Raw genomic sequence first — 24,620 nt, 5'->3', positions numbered from 1 at the left:
GATGATCGACATCGTCAGCCGCCGCATAACGGACGAATCAACACCCACCTGGCGAGGCACATATTAGTAAATCAAGAACAAATCGAACGCCCTCTCAGCGCGCGTTTGGCCCTTTACTGCGTCGGGCTCGCGGTGGCGGCGCCTCGCTACCTCGACCGGCCCGGCGACTGACCGGCGAGGCCGAGGCCCTTGCCCGTGGCCTCGTTGAGCCGTTCGCCCGGGCGTGGATCCTCGCCGCCGTTGCCGAGGCGACCGCGACCGCCGGCGACCTGGCACGCTCCAAGCAGCTGATTGATGAAGTTCTCGCTCCCGGCCTCACCGAGCCATTCCAGCGGGCATAGATCCTCGCCGCCGTCGCCCCAGCAGCGGCCGCCGCCGGCGACGCCACCCACGCCCCGCAGTACACCAGCGAGGCCGAGACCATCGCCCGCACCCTCACCGAACCAGTCCAGCGGCCGCATGCCCTCGCCGCCGTCGCCCAGGCGACCGCCGCGGCCGGGGACCCTGCGCGCGCCGAGACCCTCGCCCGCGACATCACCGACCCGGACCAGCTAGCCCAGACGCTCACCCTGATCGCGCAGATGGCCGCCGCCGCTGGCGACATCGACCGGGCAGGCCGTCTGCTGGGCAAGGCTCTGGCGATCGGGCACTGGCTGGTGCCACTGCCGGTGCTCGCCTGGCTTCGCCCCAAGTTGTTCCTTCAGGCCGCGGCCTCGGCGGACCCGACCCGGGTTCAACACGTCCGCCGATCCGACAACGCAACGGCGCCGGCCGACGTGCTTGCCAAACCACGCCGAACCAATATAATCAATCGCACCAAGATGAGAGATTGACCGGAGGAGCGATGGCGGAGATCAGCGTGGCCCTGGCCGCGAGTCATGCACCCGGCCTGACGGGCTGGTTCGGGAAGGCGCCCGAGGAGGATCGAAGGACAGTGCGCGCCGCCTACGGCGCCATCCGTGACGCCATCGTCAACTCCCGGACTGACGTGCTGCTCATCATCGGCAACGACCACGTGGCGAATGCGCGGGTCAGCGACTATGCCGATTTCAGCTTCGGTATCGCCGACCGACACACGGGTCCTGACGAATGGTTCAAACCCTGGCTGCGTGTCGACGACTACGACCTGCCGGGGGCGCCCGAGGTTGGTCGGACGCTCCATGACAGTGTCCAAGCCACCGGCTTGCGGACCAGGGCCGTCCGGGACAACCTTCGGTTCGACGACAACATCTCCGTCCCGGTCGCGATGGCTGACCTGACGTCGACCTCCGTAGCGCTGGTTCCGGTGCTGCAAAACTGCACCGTTCCGCCCGTGCCGAAAGAGCGCGCCTGCTACGCGTTCGGCGAGGCGCTGGGCGCGGCCATCCGGACGCAGTTGCCGGGGGACCTACGCGTCGGACTCCTCGGTTCCGGAGGCCTGAGCCACGAGCCGGGTGGCCCTCGCTATCTGGAAATCGACGAAAAGTTCGACCGGTGGTGGCTCGATCTCCTTGTCGAGGGGGACCACTCCAGGATTCTGGCGGAGGCGACCTTCGAGCGCATGGAGGAAGCCGGGTCCGGCGGCACCGCCGAACTGCTGTCCTGGCTTGTCGTCATGGGAGCCATTGGGCAACGTCCCTGCACGTCTCTGGGGTACGTCGCCGTTGAGGAGTGGCGCTGCGGCGTCGGTGCAGTCCAGTGGCAGTTGTAACAGCAACGCCGCTTCGACGGAAAGGATGACTTCATGGGGCTTGAGCACTTCAACCCGCTCCTACGCACCAATGACCTCGTACAGGATCTCAAGTGGGACGACGAGTTGCGGGCCCGCTTCGAGGCGTCCGAGGAAGAGGTGCTGTCGTCGTACCCGATCACTGAGCACGAGCGGGAGGCGATCAGAGACCGAGATTTCCGTCGGCTGTACGAGCTTGGCCTGCATCCTTACCTGCTCTCCCAGCTGGCACGGTTGATCCACGGAACAGGCGAGAAGGCCGGTACTTCGGCCGCTGCGACCGCCTTGATCCAGTCCTTGCTCGGTGATGACTACGAGAGATACATGGCTGCCCGTGAGTGAAGAAAACCAGCGGGGTGGCACCGTGCAGCGGACACCGATCATCGACGTACACACCCACGCCCTGCCGATGCCGTTACTTCGCGACCTGGAGGCGTTAGGGCATGCCGACCTTTCCGGCCTCGCCAATCGGGTGCTGAGGCTGGACCCCGCCATCAGCGGTCTGGCGCCCGGTGCGCCCATTCCGCTGCCGGCAGAGCAGTACGACCTCGCCACGAGGCTGGCGTCGGTGACCGCAGCGGGCGTTGATTACCAGGCGGTCTCGCCCCCGCCCTTCACTTTCGCGTCCGAATCGGCCGATGAGCGGCTCGTGATGGACATTACGCGACGGACGAACGACGCGGTGGCGGAGTTCGTCGCCGGTTCCGGCGGGCGCTTAGTGGGACTGGCAGCGGTGCCGGTGGGCTTTCCGGGTGCTGTCCAGGAACTTGCCCGCTGCCTGGACGAGTTGGGGTTCGTCGGGGCGACAATGGGCACCTTTGGTGGCGGTCGGGAGCTCGACGACCCACTGAACGAGGAACTGTGGAGTTTGCTCGCCTTCCGTCGGTGTTTCGTGCTGCTGCACCCCAGCCGGGCCTCGTCGCCCACCAGACTCGCGGACTACCACTTGCTGCAGCTTCTCGGATATCCGGCCGAGACCGCTCTCGCGACGGCCCGGCTCGTCTTCGGCGGCGTGTTGGACCGGAATGACCTCATCCTCTGCCTGGCCCACGGCGGCGGCTGTCTGCCCGGCATTGGGGCTCGACTCGACCTGGGCTGGCACCGCAAGGCGGTGTCGCGGGTCATCCCATATCCGCCGACGCACTACCTGCGCCGCCTGCGTTACGACACCGCGGTGTTCGACGCGAACGTCCTGTCTCGACTCGTGGAAGACGTGACGCCCGCCAACGTGCTGTTGGGCACCGACGCTCCATACGACCTGGCCGACCGCCAACCCTTGGCGACTGTGCGGGCGCTCAAGATCGAGACGTCCGAGCAGGACGCCATCCTGGGAGGTAACGCAGCATCCCTGTTGCAGGGCATGTTCCGGGCGACGCGCGGCGGTACGGCGGCCAGCGATACGTTGTCAAACATCACTACGTCTCGACGGTCGTGAGTAGTGCCTACATCGTTACGTCGTACTGGCAACAGACCTGTTGCCAGTACGTCGACTAAAGGTCGTGAAGGTGCACAGTGAACATGATCGAGATCCCTAGGTCATCTCGGGCGGACGCGGTCGCCAATAGCATCGAGGAGCAAATTGCTACGCAGGGCTTGCCACCCGGGCACCGCCTCGGCACCAAGGAGAGTCTGCGTCGCGAGTATGACGTAGCGGTCGCGACGTTCAACGAGGCAGTTCGACTGCTGAGCGCGCGGGGGACGGTTGCCGTTCGTCCCGGTGTCAACGGAGGCATCTTCGTCGCTTCCCCAACGGCGCTGGTTCGGCTCGGGCGAAAAATGCTCGAACTCAGCGGCGAGTCAGTGTCGGTGGCCGACTGTCTGATGATGCGCGACGCGCTCGACCCGTTGGTGGTGCGGGAGGCGACGCGGCATCGCAATGCTCAGGACGTTCGCGAACTGCGCAAAATCGTGCGCCAGATGACAGCTGTCGACCTGGCCATCGCGGAGTACCTGAGGATTAACTGGGCGCTGCATCGGCGGATGGCCGAGATCACGCCGAACCAGATTCTCCGGCACACGTACCTGTCTCTCCTGGCGTTCGTCGAAAGCCGGCTGCAGGGGGTGACGGCCGACGAGCCGGCCCGCGGGTCCACCGATGGTCCGCAGGTTCACGAAGAACTGGTGGAAGCCATCGCCAGCGGCGACGTTGAGCGGGCCGATCGCGCCGCAAGTCGTCATACGACGTTGACCGCGAGCTGACGAAAGCACCAGGTGAGCAGCATGGTAGACACCGACACCGACACCGACACCGACACCGACACCGACCCGACCGGCGTTGCGTTGGTGGTCATCGATGTACAGAACGACTATTGCCACCCGAACGGCGTGTTCGCCAGCGCCGGATTGCGGGTCGAGGAGCCGCAGCGGCTGGTCGAGCAGATCAATGTTTTGGTTCACGCGGCGCGTGCGGCGGCGCGACCGGTCATCTGGGTACGGATGGAGTGGCCCGACGATGCAAGCGTGGGGCTGCTCGCCGATCGCAGCCCTTTCCTGCGGACGCAGGGGCTTCGCAAGGGCACGTGGGGCAGCGAACTACTCGACGGGCTCGACCATGACCCGGGCGACCCAGTCGTGGTCAAGCCGCGGTTCAGTGCCTTCCACCAAACGATCCTGCAGGACGTTCTCCGGCAGCTGGCGGTCCGCACCATCGTCGTGGCCGGAGTGCGCACGGACTTCTGTATCGAGTCGACAGTGCGGGACGCGTTCTTCCGGGACCTGCGGGTGGTCGTGGCCGAGGAGGCCGTCGCCGGGTACTTCAACGAGCTGCACCGTAACAGCCTGCGCGTGATGGGCACGGTGTTCGCCCAGGTGGTCCAGTTAGCTGTGGCGGCCGACGTGCTGGCTGGCGGCCCACTCGACACGGCGCCGGCCGCTAAGGACCCGTCATGAACGCGAGGGTCCACGCCAGGACTATGCATTCAGGAGGATACGCCGTGCGCGAGGTAGACCGAGCGACGGCCGCGGATCTGCTGGTCGAGGCCCGTCGGCTGCACCAGCCCATTAATCCGCTCACCGAACGGTTCCCCGACCTGACCGTCGAGGACGCGTACGAGATCCAGGCGCGGCAAACCCAGCAGCGGCTGGACTCCGGGCGGGTGATCAAGGGCCGGAAGGTGGGACTCACCTCCGCCGCGATGCAACGTCAGTTGGGTGTGAGCTCGCCGGACTTCGGCGTGCTGTTCGACGACATGTTCTTCCCCGAACACGAGCCCATCGCACCCGCGCTGTTCCTTCAGCCGCGTATCGAGCCGGAGGTGGCGTTCGTCCTCAAGCGGGACCTCCAAGGCCCCGGGGTCACCGTGGCCGACGCGGTCCGAGCGGTCGATTTCGTGTTGCCGGCCCTGGAGATCATCGACAGCCGGATCGCCGACTGGCGAATCACCATCGCCGACACCATCGCTGACAACGCCTCCTCCGGCGGGGTCGTGCTGGGTGGCTCGCCCGCCCGGTTGGCCGCCGTGGACCTCCGTCTGATGGGCGGCAACTTGTTCGGCAACGGCGACCTCGTCGCCACCGGCGCCGGTGGCGCTGTGCTGGGATCACCCCTGCTATCCCTGGTCTGGTTGGCCAACACCCTCGGCGATCGGAACGAAGGGCTGCGCGCGGGCGATGTCGTGCTGCCCGGATCGATCACCAGCGCCCAGCCGGTCCGACCCGGTGACACCTGGTCCGCGCACTTCGCCGGGCTGGGCTCAGTCACCACGTGTTTCGCGAAGGAGGCGAGATGACCAGGCCCATCGCGGCCATCGTCGGTCCCGGGAACATCGGCACCGATCTGCTGGTGAAGTTGCAGCGCAGCCCGCACCTTGACGTGCGGTACATGGTGGGAGTGGACCCGAACTCCGACGGTCTGGCCAAGGCAAGGGCCCGCGGCGTGGAGACCTCGGCCGAAGGCGTTGACTGGCTGCTCGCCAGGCCGGAGCCGGCACAGTTGGTCTTCGAGGCCACCAGCGCCAAGGCGCACCTGGCGAACGCCCCGCGCTACGCGGAGGCCGGCATCCAGGCGGTGGACCTAACACCGGCCATGGTAGGGCCGCTCGTGTGTCCGGTGGTGAACCTGCACGAGCACCTGGCCGCGCCGAACGTGAACATGGTGACCTGCGGGGGGCAGGCGACCATTCCGATGGTTGCCGCGGTGGCCTCGGTGACGCCGGTTCCGTACGCGGAGATCGTGGCGTCGATCGCGTCCCGTTCGGCCGGTCCCGGCACCCGCGCCAACATTGATGAGTTTACCGAGACGACGTCGCTGGCGTTGCGTGAGGTCGCCGGTGCCGGGCGAGGCAAGGCCGTGATCATCCTGAATCCGGTCGAGCCGCCGATGATCATGCGGGACACCGTGTTCTGTGCCATCCACCCGGACGCCGATCGCGACGCGATCACCGCATCCGTGCTCGCCATGGTGGAGCGGGTCCGGGAGTACGTCCCGGGCTACACCCTGCGGGCCGATCCGCAGTACGACGAGCCGCGTCCGGGCTGGTCGGGCAACGCCCGCGTCGCGCTGTTTCTGGAGGTCCGCGGCAACGGGGACTACCTGCCGCCGTACGCGGGCAACCTCGACATCATGACGGCCGCCGCCGCCCGCGTCGGTGACCTCATGGCCCAGGCGAAGGCGGTGGCGGCGTGACGACTACGGACCCGGGCGCGGTACGCATCACGGACTCGACGTTGCGAGACGGGTCGCACGCGATGGCTCACCAGTTCACCGAGGGGCAGGTCCGGACCACGGTGCACGCCCTGGACGCGGCCGGTGTGCAGGTTATCGAGGTGGCGCACGGCGACGGTCTCGGTGGATCCACATTCAACTACGGCTTTTCCCGCACCGACGAAATTCGGCTCATCGAGGCCGCGGTAGACGAAGCCACCAGGGCCAGGATCGCTGTCCTGCTGCTGCCCGGCCTCGGCACCGTGGAGGACCTCCGACATGCACACGGCGTCGGTGCCTCGGTAGCGCGCATCGCCACCCACTGCACCGAGGCGGACGTCTCGGTGCAGCACTTCGGCGCTGCCCGCGAGCTCGGCATGGAGACCGTCGGTTTCCTGATGCTGTCGCACCGCGCCAGCCCCAGTGTGCTAGCGAAGCAAGCCCGGATCATGGTCGACGCGGGGGCGCAGTGCGTTTACGTTGTCGACTCCGCCGGTGCACTGGTGCTCGGTGACGCACAGGCCCGGATCGGGGCACTGGTCGACGAGATCGGGGCCGAGGCCCAGGTCGGCTTCCACGGCCACCAGAACCTCTCGCTGGGGGTGGCCAACTCCGTTCTCGCCTACCAGACGGGCGCCCGGCAGATCGACGGCGCGCTCTGTGCCCTTGGCGCGGGCGCCGGCAACGCCCCGACCGAGGTTCTCAGTGCGGTGTTCGAGCGCCTGGGAGTGCCTACCGGCGTCGATGCGCAAGGCGTCGCGGCGGCGGCGGAAGACGTGGTAAAGCCCTTCATCCCGCGACTGCCGTGGATGGATCGTGCAGCGATCGTGCAGGGCTATGCCGGCGTCTATTCGAGCTTTTTGCTGCACGCCGAGCGGGCTGCCGAGAGGTACGGCGTCCCGGCTCACAAAATCCTCGAGCGAGTCGGTGCAGCGGGGTACGTGGGCGGGCAAGAGGACATGATCATCGACATCGCGTTGGAGCTCGCAGAGTCACGCGAGCGGCGCCAGGGGTAGGGGCAGATGATGGGTGACTGGGACGTACAGCGCGCGGCGAGCACGCTCCTTGAAGCCGAGCACACGAGGACCGATCGCCCGCCGATCACCGACGAGTGGCCGGAGTTGGACCTGGCCACCGCCTATGCGATCCAAGACGAGACGCTGGCCCGCCGGTTGGCTCGGGGTGAACACCTGATCGGCGTCAAGCTGGGGCTGACCTCCCGGGCGAAGCAGCAGCGGATGGGAATCTCCTCGCCGCTGGTCGCGTGGTTGACCGACGCTATGGTGCTGCCGGCCGGGGCGCCAGTGCCGCAGGACCAACTGATCCACCCGCGCGCCGAGCCGGAGATCGTCTTCGTGATGGCCCAGCGGCTGGCCGGGCCCGGCGTGACGGCCGCGACCGCGATGTCCGCCGTGGGCGCGGTGCTCGGCGGTGTGGAGATCATCGACTCCCGGTACACCGACTTCCGCTTCACCCTGCCCGACGTCGTCGCGGATAACGCCTCGTCCGGCTGCTACGTGACTGGTCCGGTCAGCCGGCCGCCGACCAACCTGGACCTGTCCATGGAGGCTGTCGTCCTCGAGGTCGACGGAAAGGCTGTCGACTCGGCCACCGGCGGGGCCGTCCAGGGGCATCCGGCGGAGGCGCTGGCGCTCGCGGCCAACGCACTCGCCGAACGGGGTCTGGCCATCGAGGCTGACTGGGTCGTACTCACCGGCGGTATGACCGACGCGGTCTTCGTGCCACCCGGATCCCGGTTGGCGGCGCACTTCAGCACGCTCGGCTCGATCGTCCTGAGCGGAGGCCGATGATCGTGCCGTTGGTCGAGATCACCGTGGTGCAGGGCCGTTCCCCGACGCAGCTGCGCACCCTGATCAGCAAGGTCACCGAGGCGGTCGAGGCCGCCATCGAGGCACCCCTACCGAGCATCCGTGTCATCCTGCGCGAAGTGCCAGCGACGCACTGGGCCGCCGGGGATGTCACTATTGCGGAACGAGAGAAGAAGTGACAATGGAACTGATCCCCCACATCATCGACGGCAAGGAAATCGAGTCCCGCGACGGCGGCGAGTTCGAAACCGTGGACCCGTGGACCCGGCAGGCCTTCGCCCGGGTCGCACTCGGCACTGCCGAGGATGCCGGCCTGGCCGTCGAGGCTGCTCGAAGGGCCTTCGACAGTGGGCCGTGGCCCCGGATGGGCTTCGCCGAGCGCGGCGCCGCCCTGCACCGGTTGGCCGACCTCATCGACGAGCACCGCGACGAGTTGGCCTTGGCCGACACCCGGGACATGGGTAAGCCGATCTCGGACAGCACGTCAAAGGATGTGCCGCGTTCGGCGATGAATTTCCGATTTTTCGCCGACCACGCTCGGCTGTCCGCAGGCGAGGCCCTGCCGATGGACAGCGGGCACCACGCGTACACCCGGTATGAGCCGGCCGGGGTTGTCTCCGCGATCGCGCCGTGGAACTTCCCGCTCATGCTCGAGTCCTGGAAGGTCGCTCCGGCGTTGGCCTGGGGCAACACGGTCGTCTTGAAGCCGGCCGAGGGCACACCGATGTCCGCCACGCTGCTGGCCCGCCTTGCGCTCGAGGCCGGCATACCGCCCGGAGTGTTCAACGTCGTCCACGGATTCGGCCCCGATTCCGCGGGCGAGGCGCTGACCAAGGACCCGCGGGTCGACCGGATCACCTTCACCGGCGAGTCCACCACCGGGCGGGTGCTGTCCAGGGCTGCCGCGGCAAACCTCACGCCCGTGAGCCTGGAACTGGGCGGCAAGGGCGCCAACCTCATCTTCGCCGACGCCGACCTGGAGTCGGCGGTGCGCTGGTCAATCCAGGCCATCTTCAGCAACGCGGGGCAGGTGTGTCTGGCCGGGAGCCGGATCTACGTACAGCGTGAGGTCTATGCCGAATTTCTCGAACGCTTCTGTGCCGCCGCGGAAGCCCTCGTCATCGGTGACCCCAAGGATCGCCGCACGCAGGTCGGGCCGCTGTCGTCCGGCGAGCACTATCAGAAGGTCCGTTCGTACGTCGAGGGCGTTCCCGCCGAGGGCGGCACTATGCGGACCGGCGGCTTCGGTGACGGCTGGGTGGTGCGCCCGACCGTCATCACCGATGTTCCCGCGGACGCCCGGGTCTGCCGGGAGGAGATCTTCGGACCCGTGGTCGTGGTCGCGCCGTTCGACACCGAAGCCGAGGCGGTGTCGTCGGCCAACGCGACGCCGTACGGGCTCAACGCCATGGTCTTCACGGAAAACCTGTCCCGGGCGCACCGGGTCGCCGCAGCGCTACGTGCCGGCACGGTATGGACGAACTGCTTCTTCATCCGCGACCTGCGCGCCCCGTTCGGTGGGGTTGGCGATTCGGGCGTGGGGCGCGAGGGCGGCAACTTCAGTCGCGACTTCTTCACCGAACCGAAGGCCGTGGTGATGGAACTGCGCTGACGGCCTGCGGACACGGGCGCCCGTCAGCGTCAACCGCTCGCGACTCCGTCGCTGCCACAGATCTGAAGATCGGACGTTCTCGAATCGGCGTGGGTGGGCTACGCCGACCGCGTTTGCCTGGGCAGATTCGAAGCACCAGGTTCCGCTCAGTTCGCGGCGCAAAAGGCGTTCCGTGTTGGTTCCGCCGCCTTCGTCGGCCTGCGGAAACGGCCTCTGGGCTGCGATGACAAGCTCGCACCCCTTGCCTGGGGCAACATAACCAATATAATGATTCGGGTCACGTCTGACCCGGGCAGGTTGCGGCAGGGGCCGACAACCAGACAGGAGACAAGGCCATGCGGAAGCCGAAATGGTTCGCATTGCTCGCGGTGGCAACTGTCGTCGCTACCACGGCTTGCGGCAGCGGCGGCGACGAGAGGAGTGAAGGTGACCAGACGGTGAAGATCGACGTCGGTGGGCTCCCGCTGGCCGCGCTGGCGCCGCTGTACCTCGGCATCGACAAGGGCTTTTTCGCTGACGAGGGCCTTGAGGTGACCCCGCAGCAGGCCCAGGGCGGCGCGGCGTTACTGCCGGCCGTAGTCAGCGGAGACATGGAGTTCGCCTACTCGAACACCGCCTCTCTCATCACGGCAAGCGTCAAAGGACTGCCGGTCCAGATCGTCGCGAACGGCAATGACGAGACCAATGACATCAAGAAAGCGTCGTCGACGGTCGTGTCCAAGGGCGGCGGACCCATCCGCCAGCCGGCCGACCTGGCCGGCAAGACGATAGCGGTCAACACGCTCAACAACGTCGGTGACATTACGATCAAGGCAGCGCTGGAGAAGTCCGGTGTGGACATCAGCGGACTCAAGTTCGTCGAGCTGCCGTTCCCGGACATGCTTCCCGCCCTCGAAGCCGGGCGGGTGGACGCGGTCTGGCTGGTAACCCCCTTCACCCAGACCGCAAAGGACGCCGGCCACCAGGAAGTGCTCCGGCCCTTCTTCGACACCCAGCCGGGGTTGAACATCGCCACCTACTTCACCTCGCAGCGTTACGCAAAGGAGCACCCGGACGTCGTGGCCGGGTTCGTCCGGGCGATGAACAAGTCACTGACGTACACCAATGACCACCCGGACGAACTGCGCGCCGCGGTCAAAACGTACGCCAAGATTCCCGATGACGTGCTGGGCAAGATGCCGCTGCCGGAGTTCCCGGCGGAAATCGACGTCCCAGACATCGAGTTGACCGCCGAGCTGATGCGCAAATACGGCATCATCGACAAGCTGCCGGACTTCAAGCGCCTGGTCAGGCAGGGCGCATGAGGCGCGTCCGATCGCTACCTTGGTGGGCGCCGGGGTGCCTCAGCGTTGCGCTCGTCCTGGCGCTCTTCGAAACCCTGTCCCGCACGGGGATCCTGCCCAGCCGCTACTTTCCGCCGATGTCCTCGACGTTGGCGCGACTGGTGACCGAGGGTGGCGACACGCGCTTCTGGGTCGAGGTCGGGCACACCATGCAAGGCTGGGTGATCGGGATCGGCCTCGCCTTCGCGGTCGCGGTGCCGCTCGGCATCGCTATTGGATCGGCATGGTGGATCTTCCGGGCATTGCGGCCGATCATCGAGTTTCTCCGACCGGTGCCGTCGGTGGCGCTCATCCCGCTTGCCGTCCTGATCTACGGCTCCGGCCTGGAGACGAAGGTGTTCCTGGTTACCTACGCCGCCGTGTGGCCGCTGCTGCTCCAGCTCCTCTACGGCGTGCGCAGCATCGACCCGATCGCGCTGGACACCGCGCGTTCCTTCCGGGTGAGCCGGTGGAACCGACTAACGCGAATTGTGCTGCCAAGCATCGTGCCCTACCTCGCCACCGGGCTCCGGATCTCCTCGTCCGTCGCGCTCGTCCTGGCCGTGACCGCGGAGCTGGTCGTGGGCGCGCCCGGTATCGGCCGCACGATCACTGCTGCGCAGGCCGGCGGAAACGTCGAGCTGATGTACGCGCTCATCATCGCGACCGGGCTACTCGGATGGGGGCTGAACATCGTGTTTCGACAAGCGGAACGGCGACTTCTGCACTGGCATCCCTCCCAGCGCATGCTGGCGGCAAGCCGATGAGCCGCCGCATCCTCGGCCCACTGGTCGAGATCACATTCCCGCTCGTGGTGCTGCTCGGCCTCGTCGTGTGGTCCAGCGGCAGCGAATCCTTCTACTTCCCACCGGTCACCGACATTTTCGTCACCTTCCGTGAGACCTGGCTGTTCGAGCGCTTCGGCTCCGACGTCGTACCGAGCCTCTACCGCCTCGGCGCCGGCTACGCCCTCGCGTGTTTGCTCGCGGTGAGTGTCGGCGTCATCCTCGGATCCTCGAAGGTGGCGGCTCGCGCGGCCGAGCCGATCGTCGAGTTCCTGCGGGCGGTCCCGCCGCCGGCCCTGATTCCCTTCGGTATCCTCGTGCTCGGGCTGGGCGACCAGATGAAGATCTTCATCATCGCCATGGTCTGCTTCTGGCCGGTGCTGCTCAACACCATCGACGGCATCCGCGGTATCGACCCCACTCTGCTGGACACCGCGCGGGCGTACGGGATCCGCGGCTTCGAGCGCCTGCGTAGCCTCGTGCTTCCCGGCGCCAGTCCGCAGATCTTCGCGGGCATGCGGACCAGCCTGTCCCTCGCCCTCATCATGATGGTTGTCTCCGAACTGGTGGCCAGCACCAACGGCATCGGCTACTTCGTACTGCAATCTCAGCGCAACTTCGCGATCCCGGAAATGTGGTCCGGGATCGTGCTGCTTGGCCTCTTGGGCTATCTGTTGAACGCCGTCTTCCTCCTGGTGGAGCACCGTGTCCTCGCCTGGCACCTGCGAGCGAGCGCGGTGACCCGGTGAGGCACTCGAAACGAGCGGGAGCTCACAATGCTTGATGTGGTCGGTCTGAAGAAGACCTACGGGGAAGGCACCGCAGCAACCACCGCCATCGGCGACCTGTCCTTCAGCGTTAGCAAGGGCGAGTTCGTCTGTGTCGTCGGGCCATCCGGCTGCGGCAAGACGACGTTGCTCAAGTGCATGTCCGGTCTGCTGTCCGCGACCGCCGGGCAGGTCCTGTTGCAGGGCCAGCCGATCGACGGCCCGCCCGAGCAGATGGCGCTCGTCTTCCAGGACTACAGCCGCTCACTGATGCCCTGGTTGACCGTCCGCGGCAACATCGCGCTGCCGCTCAAGAGTCGCCGGCTTACCAGGACCGACCGCGCCCAACGCATCGCCGAGGCGGTCGAGTCAGTGGGGCTCGCCGGCTTCATCGACCACTACCCGTGGCAGCTCTCCGGCGGCATGCAGCAGCGGGTCGCCATCGCCCGCGCCCTCGCCTACCAGCCCGACATTCTCCTGATGGACGAGCCGTTCGCGTCCCTGGACGCGCAGACCCGCGCGGACCTGGAGGATGTGATGCTGAGCGTGCGGGACAAGTACGACGTGACAGTGCTCTTCGTAACCCACGACATCGACGAGTCGGTGTACCTGGCGGATCGGATCGTCGTCCTCAGCTCGCGGCCCACCTACGTCAAGGAGATCGTCGAGGTCGGCCTGCCCCGCCCGCGCGACCAGGTAAGCACGAAGGAGCAGCCGGAGTTCGCGCACCTGCGGGCACACATTTACCGGGCAATCAAACACGCGACGCCGGAGGCCGCGTAGCCATGAGCAAGGAACAAGTAACCATCAGCAAGGAACGGGTAGCCATGAGCAAGGATTCCGACGAAACCCCTCCGGTCATCGGCATCTTCCAGGAGGTCGTACGCCTGGGTGAGGTGCTCGATCTATCGCACGAGATCTCCTCGTCGACTCCGGTGTTCCCGTTCCACGCGCCGTACTCGCTCGCCCTGCACCGGCGCCACGGGGACACGGTGCGCCCCGGAAACGCCAGTTTCGCCAACGAGGTCCTCATCATGCCCGGCCACCTGTCCACGCACATCGACGCGCTGGGGCACTTCTCCAAGGAAGGGCTGGTCTACGGGGACATCTCGGCGAAGGATATCGAGACGCATGATGGCCTCAATGCGCTGGACATCTCGATCACACCGCCGATCTGGCGACGAGGGGTGCTGCTCGACGTCGCCAGGCTGCGCGGCGTGGACTGCATGGAGGTGGGCGACGGCATCGACGACGAAGACCTTGCCGCCTGCGAGCGAGCGACCGGTGTGACCGTACGGGAGGATGACGTCGTCGTCATCCGGACCGGTTGGTCCCGCCACTGGCTCGACCGGGACCGTTTCAACGGGCTCGACGGCGGCTATCCCGGCGTCACGCCAGACGGGGCCAGGTGGCTGATCGACCGGAAGGTGGCCATGGTCGCCTCGGACACGCCCGCGTTCGAGGTGGCCCCGTCCACCGGGGTCTCCGTGCACGCCATGCTGCTGGTGGACAACGCGATCAACATCCTGGAGAACCTGAACCTCGAGGAGGTGTCCGCCCGGCGCGTCAGCCAGTTTCTCTTCGTCGGCCTACCGCTGCGCATAGTCGGTGCGACCGCGTCTCCGCTGCGCCCGATCGCGGTCGTCTGAGCATGGTGAAGCCCGCCGCGACGGGCCTGTTGCTCGCCGGCGGGCTGGTCGACCTCGGCGCCGGCCGGTTCGAGCGTGCCGACGTGCGGGTACGTGACGGCCGTATCGAGACGGTCGGCGCTCTGTCGCCCGAACCGGGCGAGAACTGTCTCGACGCTCGGCGCCGGATCATCGTCCCTGGCCTGATCAACGCCCACACGCACTCCAACGAGGCGTGGCTGCGAGCGCGGTTCGACAACCTGCCGCTGGAAACGTGGCTGGTGCACGCCTACCCGGTGGGCGCCGTCCGGCAGACGCCCGACGAGGTTTACCTGCGCACCGCGCTGGTGGCTGCGGAGCAGCTCCGCTGCGGCATCACCTGCGTGGTGGACTGCCTGTACGAGCCCGGGGGCGCCACCGTCGACTCCCTCGCCGCGGTCGTGCGCGCCTATCGGGACACCGGTATCCGGGCGCTGATCTGTCTGGCGCTGGCCGACCGCCCGCCGCGGTTCGACCGAGCCGCGGTCGAGCCGGTCGACCTCGCTGTGCTCGACGAATTTCGGCCAGCGCCGGCGGCGGCACAAGTGGAGTCGGCGCTGGCGCTCGCGGAGCGCTTTCACCGTCCGGCCGAGGGCATCTCGATCGGGCTGGCCCCGGCCGGAATCCACCGGTGCGGCGACGAGCTGCTCCAGCGCGTCGCAGCCACCGGACTGGACCTGCATGTCCACCTGGCCGAGACACGGCCCCAGGCGGTGGACGCCGCGGCGACGGGCAGATCGTTGGTACGCCGGGCCGCCGACCTCGAGATCCTCGGACCGCGCGTGCATCTGTCGCATGCGGTATGGCTGTCGCCGCAGGACATCGGCCGGCTGGCCGCCTCGGGCGCGACAGTCGTGCACAACCCTGTGTCGAATCTCAAGCTCGGCAGCGGACTGGCGCCCGTACCGGAGCTGCTACGGCACGGCGTGCCAGTGGCGCTCGGCACGGACGGGGTCTGCTCGGCCGACGGTCAGGATCTCCTCCAAGCGGTCAAGCTCGCCGCCCTGCTGCATAAGGGATCCGGCGATCCGGCCGGTTGGCTGGGCGCCGCCGAGGCCTGGCACATGCCGACCGAGGCTGGCGCGCGCCCGGCCGGTGATCCGGAGGGCATCGGCCGGGTGGCATCAGGTCGGCGTGCCGATTTGACGCTCTTCGACCTCGATCACCCAGCGTTCCTGCCGTTCGGCGATCCGTTGCTGCACCTGGCGCTCGGCGCGCCTACCGGTGCGGTCAGCGAGGTCCTGGTCGGCGGCCGGCTGGTGTTGGCCGGTGGAACGCTGACCGGGATTGACGAACGGGTACTGCGCCACGAGGCGCGGCTAGCGGCTGCAGCGGTCGAGGGCCGTAACGCACCCGCCCGGGCCCTTGCCGGTCGTCTAGCGCCGGCCGCCGAGGCGTACCGGCAGGTAACCGAGCGGCAGGCGCTCGCCATCGACCGTTCTCTGCCCGGCGGCACGGGCGAAAATGTCGCCGAATGCGACGGCGCCGAGCATCATGAGTGACCACACGCCCCTGCGGGAGGCCGACAACGGCCACGCCGCTGACGATGCCTACTGTCAGATCCGGGAGCAGATCCTGGCCGGGCAGCGGTCGGCCGGTGAGTGGCTCCGTGAGGCCGAGTTGGCCGAGTCGATCGGGGTGAGCCGCACCCCCGTCCGGGAGGCGCTCAGACGGCTGACGGCGGAGGGGCTGGTCCGCCACGAACGGAACCGTGGCGTGCAGGTCCAGGCATGGAGCATCCACGATCTCGACGAAATCTTCAGCCTGCGGTCCGTGCTCGAGCCGTGGGGCTGCCGGTTGGTCGCCACCACGGGCACGATCGACGTGGACGCGCTCGACGCGCTGGCCCACCGGATGGACGAGGTCGCGCTGGACGGACGACCGACCGATGTGGACGAGCTAACCGCGTTGAACAACCGGTTCCACCGGATGATCCTCGAGGCGTCCGACAACAGGCGACTGGCCGGTGTCGTCTCGTCGGTGATCCAGATGCCGCTCGTTTGGCGGACCTTCTCCCGCTACAGCCCGGACGCGCTGCGCCGTAGCCTCGCTCACCACCACGAACTGGTGGCGGCTCTGGCCGCGCCCGACCCCGATTGGGCGGAGTCGGTCATGCGCAGCCACGTACGCGCGGCATGGCATTCCATCCGACTTCGAGAAGGCCGAGAGCAACCGCCTGGCCCGGAACTGCCGAACAAGGTCAGCCCAACGGCAGGTCATCCGTCACTCTGATCTGTAATCGGGGATCAACACGCCCCATCGACACGAACCCCATGCCTGCTGTAGGCGGTCGCGACAGGCAAAAGGACTTTGTTCTCGTGGCGACGAGAGGTTCCCATGGCGGGGGAGCCGGGCGCGGTGGGACCTGGCGACGTCCTGTCAGCGTGCCCCCGTTTACCCCCCGAAAACCCCCGCCTGATGTTGACAACCAGTGACAAGAAGCAATCGTTGCTTGATCGATTCTGTGCAGCTCAGCGCCTATTTCTGACAGTCAATGACAAGGTCGGGGTGGCTGCGGTTGGTAACAAGGGGTTTTGACAAGCAATGACAAGTCCTGAACGAGGCTCGACAAGAGGTTCTCGTGGGTTCAAATCGCCTCGGTCCGCCGAGTTGTCCGGTCAGACGCCTGCGAGGGTGAGGAGCCGATCCATCTCGGCTACTGGCAGCGTCGGTGCCGCGGCGGTTGCGTGCGCTACCGACTCGTTCGGATCCGCGAGCAGGGCGCGACGCACGTGGACCGGTAGGTTCGGATGCCCGGCGACTGCGCGGCGAACCACGCTCTCGGGGTCGGTGGCCAGACGTTCGGCCAGCTCGACGGGCAGGTCCAGATCTCGGGGTGCCAGGCATCGCATCCGTGGATCCGCGTCGGTGGCCAGCCGGCGCAGGGTCTGCGGCGGGAAGGTAAAGACGTCGGCCGGACGCCAGGTTGTTTTCTTGTCCGGCTGGTACTCACGGTCGATGCGTTCGGCTGTGGCTGGATCGACCAGGTGCGGGGCGTGTGTGGCCATGGTCGTACGTACGCCACTGTCGTCGTCGTTGAGCAGCCGGATGACCGCGTCGGCCGGCAGCGCTCGGCTCCGTGCCGCAGAGCGACGGAAGCAGATGTATGGCGAGGACAGGTACGGCAGCGGGTCTGCGGTGACCCAGGCGAGCCGCAGGTACCGCAGTTCGGCGACGGCCATGTGGTCTTCGACTTGCTGCAGCAGTGCATCGTCGTCGAGTTCGTCGGTGAGCAGGTCGGTCAGTGGGCGCTCGCCTTGCTGGATGTCGTCATAGATGCGGTGGCGTACCGGCTCGGGTGTGTCCCGGCGGCCGAAGACACCGACGCGTACGTTCGCGCTGGGATCGTCGGTGAGCAGGTCCCGCATTGGTGGGGGGAGCTGCGGGTGTTCGGCGAGCTGGCGGCGAACCTGGTAGTCGGGGTCACCGGCCAGCCGTGCGGCCAGTTCCAGGGTCAGGAGCGCATGGCGTACGGCTCCGGCGCGGGTAACCGGGTCGGCGAGGAGTCCCGTCACGAGGTCGGGGGGCGGCACCGGATGCGGTGACCGTGCGTGGTAGGTCGAGCATGCAGCCGCGCGAACCTCGTCGATCTCCTCGATCAGGTCCAGGGTCAGGTCGGGCCGCGTGGCGACGTGGCCGGAGCCGCGCCGGTAGCGCACCAACCGGCGGACCAAGCCGGCGGGCAGTGCAGGGTTCTCGGCAAGGCCGTCCAGCACCTTCGACAGGTGGACCGGCGTCGGCGCGTCATCAGCCACCCGCCGCCCCTCCCCGAATCCGTTGCGTCTCAGGAGTTTCGCATGTTCATCGCAGGCGGTACTGCCCCGGTTTGGTGGGCCTCCGCAGGAGCGGGGTAGACGCCGCCCGTATTCCATCGACTCATCAATGGTGGCGACCGTGACCAGCGACGGCCACCTGGCGGCCCGCGAGCGGCGCCGGCGACGACGACGTCCTCAGGCGTGGCAGAGGTGCCGAGCCGCTGGGTTAACCACCGATGACGTGCGCCGCCCCGGCGATCTCGGAAGGCCGCACCGGCTTCGCGTCCAACGTCGCGGGCGGCGCGCACATCCGACCGAGTATGTGCGGTGGCAGAACCGGAACCCCGGTCATCCGCTGATCGTCCAGGCGAACCACATCGTCTGCTGCAATGCCGGCCGCCGTCCGCCAGAGGGCTCGCTTGCTACCGAGCCCTAGCGTGGCATGAGGACCTTGTGGACACCGGTCGCAAGGCACGCCAGCGATGCGCCGACGGTACGGCACAGTCGACGAACTGCTGCGCCTGGTGCGCGAGACCGGAACAGCCGGCACCTGGGCGGGCGATCGGCGCAATCGCCCTCGCGGCGGAGCGAGTGTTCGGCACTGCCGCCATCCGACGCTTGGGCGCTGAGCGCTGGTTCGTCAACTTCTCGGTCGCGGTCACGACCTGTTGGATCCTCTCTGAGCTGGAGGAGGACGAGTACTTTGCCGGCCGCGATGTGGAGTTCCCGGTCGACGTCGGGGCATTGCGAATTGACTGGCGGGTCGAGCCGAGATCATTGCGCAAGCTCGTCGATCACACGACCGAGCTGGCCTGCACCGACGGCCTACCGGCGTCGGTGCGGTCGCTCGCGGGATTCATCGCCCGGCGTCACCTGCCTCAGCAGGCGGGCGCGGCGGCGAACGCGGCGCGCCGCGAGCTGCTCACCGGACGGCCGACCGCCGAACCCGGTGACCTGCCGGACCTGTCGAGCGCAGCCGCCGTCATCGACTGGGTCGCACAGGCGTCGCGCCGAGGGCCCCAGCTGCGACTGTCGTACTTCGGCGGCCCGGACCTCGTCGACGTCGGGGTCCTCGGCAAGCGCGTCGCGACCAAGGGCGGTACCCCCTACACCGCGGCGCTGAACCACTGCAGCAGACCCCGCGCGTTTGGCCGCGTCCAGCATCAACTCCAGCAGACGTACCGCCCGCCCATGGACGACCAGACAGTCGCGGAACTCCGAGAGCACCGAGTAGTGGAACCCGGTGTCGTCCAGAGCCAGACCCAGCGCGTACTTCCAGTCCAGCCGGGTCCGTACCGCGTCGGCGGCGTCCCGATCGGTCAGATCCTCCATCGCCTGCAACACGCACACCAGCGCCAGCAGACCCGGCGCCACCCATCGGCCGCGAACCAGCCGACGAACTCGTGATCGTCGAAGACCGGCCCGAGCGCGTCACGGACCCGGGTCACCCGGGTACCACCCGGACACGCCATCCGAACCACCGCCACGGTCTGCGCCGGGATCTCCACCGACACCCTGGGCCTCATCGACATCCGGGCACCACATTCCGTAAAGGACATACGGCTGCCGCCAAGGTCAAGCAAGCGCCCGCTACAGCGAGTTAGCCAACAGAGTCCTTGCGAACGCCCTGACCCCACCCCTGACCGAGACCAAGCCAAACCCCCAGCTCAAACGCCCTTCAACCGACTATGCAATGGCCCTGCCCCGGGGGACATCGCCTGATGCACATTCTCGCCCGAGTCGCAAGATGTTGCATCGTGAACAGACTCCGGTAAACCTTGTACCCGTGAGAGCAGATTGGGAGTCGGCGACCGAGCCGTTGCCTGTGCTCCCGGAGCTGGCAGGCTGGCGAATGATTGGAGCGCGATGATCGATCAGCGTGGGGTGCAAATCGGTCCCATCGGCACTCTGCGCTTTGGTCAAGACGTTGCCGAGCACGACGAGCGCCTCGATTCCTACTTCCTGCGGACGGGGACCTACTGGGCCTTGGTTCACGACGAAGTAGACCTGGTTATTGGAGCAAAGGGGACGGGAAAGAGCGCCATCGCGAGGTATCTATCGAGGGCCGACGCCGACATCGAGCAGCTAAACGACGTCATCATCATGCCGGCCTTCAACATTCGCGGGTCGATTCTCTTCAAGCGACTGATCAACCAAGTTGACGCGGACGATGAGGGTATCTATCGGGACATCTTCCTTGCCTACATGGTCGGTCTGGCGGGTAACTATTTGATCAAAACGTTCCAGGAAACTACCGATGTTGTCGCCCTCGAGGAAGGTATCCGCAGCTGCGGCCTGATAGTCGATGAACCGTCGCCGCACTCGGTGTGGCGGCGGGTGCTGAGCCGGATCCGGCCACGGCTAGGCACGACGATCACCATCGTTGACGTAAACGAGCCGTCCGATGCATCAGTAGCTCAGGCCGCCGCCAGCCCGCTGCTCGTCTCGCTAGATACACTCGAAGGTTTGCTCGACCTTATTCACGAGGCCTTGGAGCAGTTGGATTTGCGGCTCTGGATCCTCTTCGACCGGCTCGATGAGGCGTTTCCCGATCGCCGTGACATCGAAGTCGCGGCGCTTCGCGGACTTCTGCGCGCCCACCTCGACGTTTGTAGCTTCGGGACGCGGCTGCGACCGAAGTTGTTCCTGCGCCTGGACATCTTTGACCGCATTACTCAGAAGGAAGGGTTCGTAAACGCGACTCACCTTCGTACCACCCGGATTGCGTGGGACTCCGACGCAATCCTTCACATGATCGCACTACGCGTCACCGCAAGTAGCGATCGTCGAGAGTTGGTCGGGCCCACTATAAAGGACATCCTGACCACGTCTGCCGGACGGCGCCGCCTCTGCCGCAGCATCTTCCCGAAGCGGATGGAGAATCTAGATCCTCTGGTCTGGCTTCTGCTAGTCACCGTCGACGCAACCCGGGAGTTCAACCCACGGAACGTGCTGACCTTGCTGCGTAGCGCTCAGCTCGCCGAGATTCAGATCGCCATGCGTGACCGCACGGGTCTATCCGGGCGCAAGGACACCTTCGTCCTCTCCTCGCGGGCACTGCACCAGGGCTACAAGCAGCTTTCCACCGCTCGCATGCAGGACACCCTTTACGCGGAAAGCACCATAGCGCGGACGTACATCGAAAAACTTCGTGGCCGTGCGGTCAGATTCACCGAATCCGAGATTTCGGAGCGGCTCGGTGTCCGTGGCGAAGAACTCGAAGAAGTCCTCCGCGTGCTGCGGTACATCGGATTCCTCCGGAATAACGAGGGCGTCTTCATCGTCCCGCCGCTTTATCGGCCAGCATTCTTCATGTCGATCCACGGAGCCGAGCTGCGGCTCGGTGCGGCCGAAGCCAGCGAGATCAGCGACTTCGCCGAACAGGAGGATGTAGTAGCGGTGGACTCTGCCTCTGCCGCGCCTCTATCCGGGGAGCAGACTGGCGGGAGCCTTGAGGCCGCTGATGGCGATGAAGAGCAGGAGGGTCACGCCGAGACACCACGGGCCGCGTCCGCTGTGAAGCGCAAGCGCCGACGAACGCGACCGAAGCGCCGGGAGAGCAGCAGGGACGAGCTAGTCCCAACCAACACTCCGTCAGAGATCAACGACCAGCTGGACTTTGCACAGGAGCTCGGCGACGCACTGGGGAACGATGACGGCGAGTTGGTCGAGGTCACTACAGAAGTCGGCCCTGCACTCCATGGGACCAGTTTCGTCAGCCCTGGCGTCGAGGCTTCCAGCGTTTCCTCGCGTGACTCCACCGCCACGTTGCCAGCCCGCACCGGGGCATGGGCCGTCGGTCAGGCCCGGGAACTAGGCGATCAGGGTGATGCGATAGGCGGATTCCACCTGCTCTATCCACAGCACACTGGACACGACGGAGGCGCATGCGTCGCTGCTGACCTCGCCTATCTGTCCCGTGATCGGGCCACTATAAACCTCGCCATCGCCATGCTGAAGGACGGTGAAGTAGCCCGTTCGTGGCCGGCTCTGGCGCGGCTGCTGGTCTTCGAGTTGATGGTGGGCGACCTAGACGCTGTCAGCTCCTTGGTATCAAGTGCTAGCAAGAGATACGCGCAAGAGATCGCCATCGCGGTCGTACGCATGGTGGGTCAGGTCCCGGAGCTGGAGGCGGCATTCTGGCAGACTAGCCTGGCCGTGCTCAGCTCGGCGAACGCGCCCAATTCGATGCTGAAATCCATCTGGCCAATCCTCGCGGCTTCGCGGGTCATGGCAATCGGCCGAAATTCGTGGGAGCGGGGGGCGGGCAACGTCGCCAGCGACCTAAGTGCTTTGCGCAATCAGATCTGGACGAGCGAGTTGTGGAACTCGACCGTTCGCAACATTCAGGGCTTTCTGCACGCCTACGCGGCTGGGGGCCCGACCGCGACTCTTCCAGTGCTCGTGCCGTACCAGATTCTATCCTTGGCTTCGGTACTAGAGAGTGCTGGCCGATTAAGTGCTGCACTGCGTGCTGGGGTGGCCCGGTCGCTCGGTGCTCATCTCGACGGCACGGATGTCCGTCACCGTGAACGGTTCCTGGAGTGGGTGCAGTACTCGCCGCTGGTTCTCGAGGTTGAGATGACCAGCAAGGTGGGTGTGCAGGCTGGCCCGGCTGAACGGCGGAGCGGCGCGAGAGACGCGCGTCCTCAACCCGATGGAACCGCTGCACGGGACCAGAGTCGCAGAGCTGACGTTCTAGACCGTGAACTCTGCGACTTCGTCGTGCGCGTGATCCAGGACGGTCTGTTCGAGGGGCGACCCAGAATGCTGTTGTCGCAACTGGGTACCCGCCTTCTCGCCCGATCTCCAGGGTTCAATTATCGTGCACTTGGATTCACGTCCTTGCTGGACTTTGTCAAGGCGGTATCGGAAGCCGACAATCGGATAGTTATCGAGAAGACCAACCACAATCACCCGTATGTCGTTCTTAGCTGACTTGGTTCTCGGGCTTCTCTATCTTCACTGTGGTGAATGCTGAGACGAAAATGGCCAGGAGTAGGACGGCGAGTGTAGTCCAGACAATTGGTCCCGCGAATAGCGGCAATCGACCATTGGTGCCGAAGTACACGACGAGCATGCAGAAGGCTTCGCCGACGCCGAATACGCTGAGGAGTGCCGCGAGCGGTGCTGATCTGAAGACCATGATTTTGCGGCCCTTGGTGAGCTGGCTAAGACCGTGCCCGACGAACGTTGCCCATCGCTGGAGCACGAGTGCGATCGCCAAGGCTGGAAGCACCTGAGCTGAGAGTGAATAGAACTCAACATTTCGCATGACCATATGCTACAGATTGACAGGCTGATGCCTATCGGTGTGTCTGCCTGATTCGAGTTGATTGGCTTGGTATCGCCCGAGTGATGAGGTCTTCAGCTGCTGGTGGCGTGAACGCGACGGCTGGGACTCGGTGCCCGGTTGCGCAACGGCCCTTTCCTTGCATGCCGGATCGGTTGCTCTCGGGATCGGTCAGCGCGACGACGCCGTCCTCACCCGCCTCAGACTTGGCGGGTTGTGGGTCCCCCGTTTACCCCCCGAAAACCCCGGCCAATCGTTGACGAACGGTGACAAGGGGTGATGAGCGTCTGGCGGTGTCTCTGCAGCTCAGCGACCATTTTCGGCAAGCAATGACAAGCTTGGTTCGGTTACTGTCGGTAACAAGGGGTCGTCGGTTCGAATCCGGCCGTCCCGACGCAGGTGAGGGGCCATCTCGGAAGATCGAGACGGCCCCTTTGTCGTACCTGGGTGACTAACTGAGTGACTACGGCTCACCGTCGAAGATCCGGTCCATGGCGACGGCCCCGCTCAGGAGCACCGGCCGGAGTTGGTGCCGGTGAACGCTTTCGGTAACGGTCGTGCCGGCGTGGCCACAGAGGTCGGCGATCTGTTCCAGACTCATGCCGCTGTCGGACAGCAGGGACACGAAGCTGTGCCGTAGCTCGCGGGGTGTCCAGTCAGCGCCCTCGACCGTGCTGCAAGTGAGTCCGGCCGGCCTGGAGGTGTTCATCCGGGAGTGGATCCTTAAGCCGGATGCAACGGAGGCGGCTATTTCCAAGTTCGTGGCGGGGACAAACGATCCATCTCGGATGGAAAGAACCAGGCGCATTCCATTTCCTGTCCCGGCGCAAAAGCCGCCCGTTTCGAGAAAGCGCGAAGACGACCGAGCTGTAGAGCATTGAGTTCGAGTGCCGGCGGAACCTTGGGGCAAATCGATGTCCCGTCTCTGCCTGGCGGGCCAGGGTCATTGCGTAGTTGAGTAGCTGCTGGTCACGGTGGTGATGAGGTCGTGGGGGCGGCGGTTGGCGCGTCGGGTGGCTCTGGCGATGTTGGTCTCGCCATTGCCGCGGTGGAATCCGATGGCGGTGTTGCGCAGGACCGCTGCGACGGCGGGTCCGTTGCCGGTACGTGCCCGGTGGGCGTCCTCGTGGAAGGTCACATCGCGGACCCGTGCGCCGTGAGGCGCTGCTGTTTCGAGTGGAGGTGGGAGACCTTCACCGCTGACCCTGTCGCAGCAGGGCGGTGGAGCTGAGGGCAGCCT

24 protein-coding genes and 2 pseudogenes are annotated in these 24,620 nt (G+C 66.3%); 20 read left to right on the top strand and 6 right to left on the bottom strand.

The window, feature by feature from the left end; translation table 11 throughout:
* Positions 1-146 precede the first annotated feature (146 nt).
* Positions 147-461: a hypothetical protein gene (locus tag ACWD6N_RS33630; protein ID WP_450006103.1), complete on the bottom strand. Its 315-nt coding sequence runs from the start codon at positions 459-461 to the stop codon at positions 147-149.
* Positions 462-581: 120 nt separating this feature from the next.
* Between ACWD6N_RS33630 and ACWD6N_RS33625 the strand changes: the two genes are divergently transcribed.
* The 19 genes from ACWD6N_RS33625 to ACWD6N_RS33535 all read left to right on the top strand — a co-directional run bounded on the left by ACWD6N_RS33625 (position 582) and on the right by ACWD6N_RS33535 (position 16,564).
* Positions 582-833, top strand: coding sequence for a hypothetical protein (locus ACWD6N_RS33625; protein WP_450006101.1), 252 nt, complete (start codon positions 582-584; stop codon positions 831-833).
* Positions 834-844: 11 nt separating this feature from the next.
* On the top strand, positions 845-1,690 hold the full coding sequence (locus tag ACWD6N_RS33620; protein ID WP_089020028.1) for a DODA-type extradiol aromatic ring-opening family dioxygenase: 846 nt from the start codon (positions 845-847) through the stop codon (positions 1,688-1,690).
* Between the two features lie 33 nt (positions 1,691-1,723).
* Positions 1,724-2,050: a hypothetical protein gene (locus ACWD6N_RS33615; RefSeq protein ID WP_450006099.1), complete on the top strand. Its 327-nt coding sequence runs from the start codon at positions 1,724-1,726 to the stop codon at positions 2,048-2,050.
* The gene (locus ACWD6N_RS33610) at positions 2,043-3,143 is read left to right on the top strand and encodes an amidohydrolase family protein (protein WP_450006097.1); all 1,101 of its coding nucleotides are present in this window, start codon (positions 2,043-2,045) and stop codon (positions 3,141-3,143) included. The genes ACWD6N_RS33615 and ACWD6N_RS33610 overlap by 8 nt, the downstream gene beginning before the upstream one ends.
* 83 nt (positions 3,144-3,226) lie before the next feature.
* Entirely contained in the window at positions 3,227-3,907 is a 681-nt protein-coding gene (locus ACWD6N_RS33605) for a FadR/GntR family transcriptional regulator (protein WP_450006105.1), read from the top strand.
* Between the two features lie 21 nt (positions 3,908-3,928).
* Positions 3,929-4,597, top strand: coding sequence for a cysteine hydrolase family protein (locus ACWD6N_RS33600; protein ID WP_450006095.1), 669 nt, complete (start codon positions 3,929-3,931; stop codon positions 4,595-4,597).
* Positions 4,598-4,641: 44 nt separating this feature from the next.
* On the top strand, positions 4,642-5,436 hold the full coding sequence (locus ACWD6N_RS33595) for a 2-keto-4-pentenoate hydratase (protein ID WP_450006093.1): 795 nt from the start codon (positions 4,642-4,644) through the stop codon (positions 5,434-5,436).
* On the top strand, positions 5,433-6,332 hold the full coding sequence (locus ACWD6N_RS33590) for an acetaldehyde dehydrogenase (acetylating) (protein WP_450006091.1): 900 nt from the start codon (positions 5,433-5,435) through the stop codon (positions 6,330-6,332). Before ACWD6N_RS33595 ends, ACWD6N_RS33590 begins: the two co-directional genes overlap by 4 nt.
* Positions 6,329-7,366, top strand: coding sequence for a 4-hydroxy-2-oxovalerate aldolase (gene dmpG, locus ACWD6N_RS33585; RefSeq protein WP_450006089.1), 1,038 nt, complete (start codon positions 6,329-6,331; stop codon positions 7,364-7,366). The genes ACWD6N_RS33590 and dmpG overlap by 4 nt, the downstream gene beginning before the upstream one ends.
* A 9-nt stretch (positions 7,367-7,375) precedes the next feature.
* Positions 7,376-8,161: a 2-keto-4-pentenoate hydratase gene (locus ACWD6N_RS33580; RefSeq protein ID WP_450006087.1), complete on the top strand. Its 786-nt coding sequence runs from the start codon at positions 7,376-7,378 to the stop codon at positions 8,159-8,161.
* Entirely contained in the window at positions 8,158-8,358 is a 201-nt protein-coding gene (locus ACWD6N_RS33575) for a tautomerase family protein (RefSeq protein WP_450006086.1), read from the top strand. Before ACWD6N_RS33580 ends, ACWD6N_RS33575 begins: the two co-directional genes overlap by 4 nt.
* Positions 8,359-8,360: 2 nt before the next feature.
* Entirely contained in the window at positions 8,361-9,791 is a 1,431-nt protein-coding gene (locus ACWD6N_RS33570) for an aldehyde dehydrogenase (RefSeq protein WP_450006085.1), read from the top strand.
* Positions 9,792-10,126: 335 nt separating this feature from the next.
* Positions 10,127-11,095, top strand: a complete 969-nt coding sequence (locus tag ACWD6N_RS33565; RefSeq protein ID WP_450006083.1) for an ABC transporter substrate-binding protein — start codon at positions 10,127-10,129, stop codon at positions 11,093-11,095.
* A 140-nt stretch (positions 11,096-11,235) separates the two neighbouring features.
* The gene (locus tag ACWD6N_RS33560) at positions 11,236-11,880 is read left to right on the top strand and encodes an ABC transporter permease (RefSeq protein ID WP_450006081.1); all 645 of its coding nucleotides are present in this window, start codon (positions 11,236-11,238) and stop codon (positions 11,878-11,880) included.
* Positions 11,793-12,647 (top strand): ABC transporter permease, encoded by an 855-nt coding sequence (locus ACWD6N_RS33555; RefSeq protein WP_450006079.1) that lies wholly within the window; start codon positions 11,793-11,795, stop codon positions 12,645-12,647. Before ACWD6N_RS33560 ends, ACWD6N_RS33555 begins: the two co-directional genes overlap by 88 nt.
* Positions 12,648-12,674: 27 nt before the next feature.
* The gene (locus ACWD6N_RS33550; protein WP_450006077.1) at positions 12,675-13,448 is read left to right on the top strand and encodes an ABC transporter ATP-binding protein; all 774 of its coding nucleotides are present in this window, start codon (positions 12,675-12,677) and stop codon (positions 13,446-13,448) included.
* A gap of 44 nt (positions 13,449-13,492) precedes the next feature.
* Positions 13,493-14,314, top strand: coding sequence for a cyclase family protein (locus tag ACWD6N_RS33545; RefSeq protein WP_450006075.1), 822 nt, complete (start codon positions 13,493-13,495; stop codon positions 14,312-14,314).
* A 2-nt stretch (positions 14,315-14,316) separates the two neighbouring features.
* Entirely contained in the window at positions 14,317-15,834 is a 1,518-nt protein-coding gene (locus ACWD6N_RS33540) for an amidohydrolase family protein (protein ID WP_450006073.1), read from the top strand.
* Positions 15,827-16,564, top strand: coding sequence for a GntR family transcriptional regulator (locus ACWD6N_RS33535; protein ID WP_450006071.1), 738 nt, complete (start codon positions 15,827-15,829; stop codon positions 16,562-16,564). The genes ACWD6N_RS33540 and ACWD6N_RS33535 overlap by 8 nt, the downstream gene beginning before the upstream one ends.
* Before the next feature lie 386 nt (positions 16,565-16,950).
* Here the strand turns inward: ACWD6N_RS33535 and ACWD6N_RS33530 are convergent, their stop codons facing one another.
* Both ACWD6N_RS33530 and ACWD6N_RS33525 read right to left on the bottom strand, forming a co-directional pair.
* Complete coding sequence (locus ACWD6N_RS33530) at positions 16,951-18,087, bottom strand: hypothetical protein (RefSeq protein WP_450006069.1); 1,137 nt, start codon at positions 18,085-18,087, stop codon at positions 16,951-16,953.
* 1,199 nt (positions 18,088-19,286) lie between these two features.
* Positions 19,287-19,446 (bottom strand): annotated as a pseudogene (locus ACWD6N_RS33525) (transposase); the annotation flags it as partial.
* Positions 19,447-19,953: 507 nt separating this feature from the next.
* On the opposite strand from ACWD6N_RS33525, the gene ACWD6N_RS33520 reads away from it, so the two are divergent.
* Positions 19,954-23,025 (top strand): P-loop ATPase, Sll1717 family, encoded by a 3,072-nt coding sequence (locus tag ACWD6N_RS33520; protein ID WP_450006067.1) that lies wholly within the window; start codon positions 19,954-19,956, stop codon positions 23,023-23,025.
* Here the strand turns inward: ACWD6N_RS33520 and ACWD6N_RS33515 are convergent.
* From ACWD6N_RS33515 to ACWD6N_RS33505, 3 genes and pseudogenes are all read right to left on the bottom strand, one after another.
* Positions 23,018-23,362: a hypothetical protein gene (locus tag ACWD6N_RS33515; protein ID WP_450006065.1), complete on the bottom strand. Its 345-nt coding sequence runs from the start codon at positions 23,360-23,362 to the stop codon at positions 23,018-23,020. The two genes, ACWD6N_RS33520 and ACWD6N_RS33515, sit on opposite strands and share 8 nt — an antisense overlap.
* 481 nt (positions 23,363-23,843) lie before the next feature.
* Positions 23,844-24,041, bottom strand: a pseudogene (locus tag ACWD6N_RS33510) (site-specific integrase); the annotation flags it as partial.
* Positions 24,042-24,323: 282 nt separating this feature from the next.
* Positions 24,324-24,518, bottom strand: coding sequence for a hypothetical protein (locus tag ACWD6N_RS33505; protein ID WP_450006063.1), 195 nt, complete (start codon positions 24,516-24,518; stop codon positions 24,324-24,326).
* Positions 24,519-24,620 lie beyond the last annotated feature (102 nt).

The organism is Micromonospora sp. NPDC005163, from assembly GCF_053599835.1.
The sequence above is the reverse complement of the archived record's forward strand: the minus strand, read 5'-3'. Positions and strand labels throughout refer to the sequence as shown.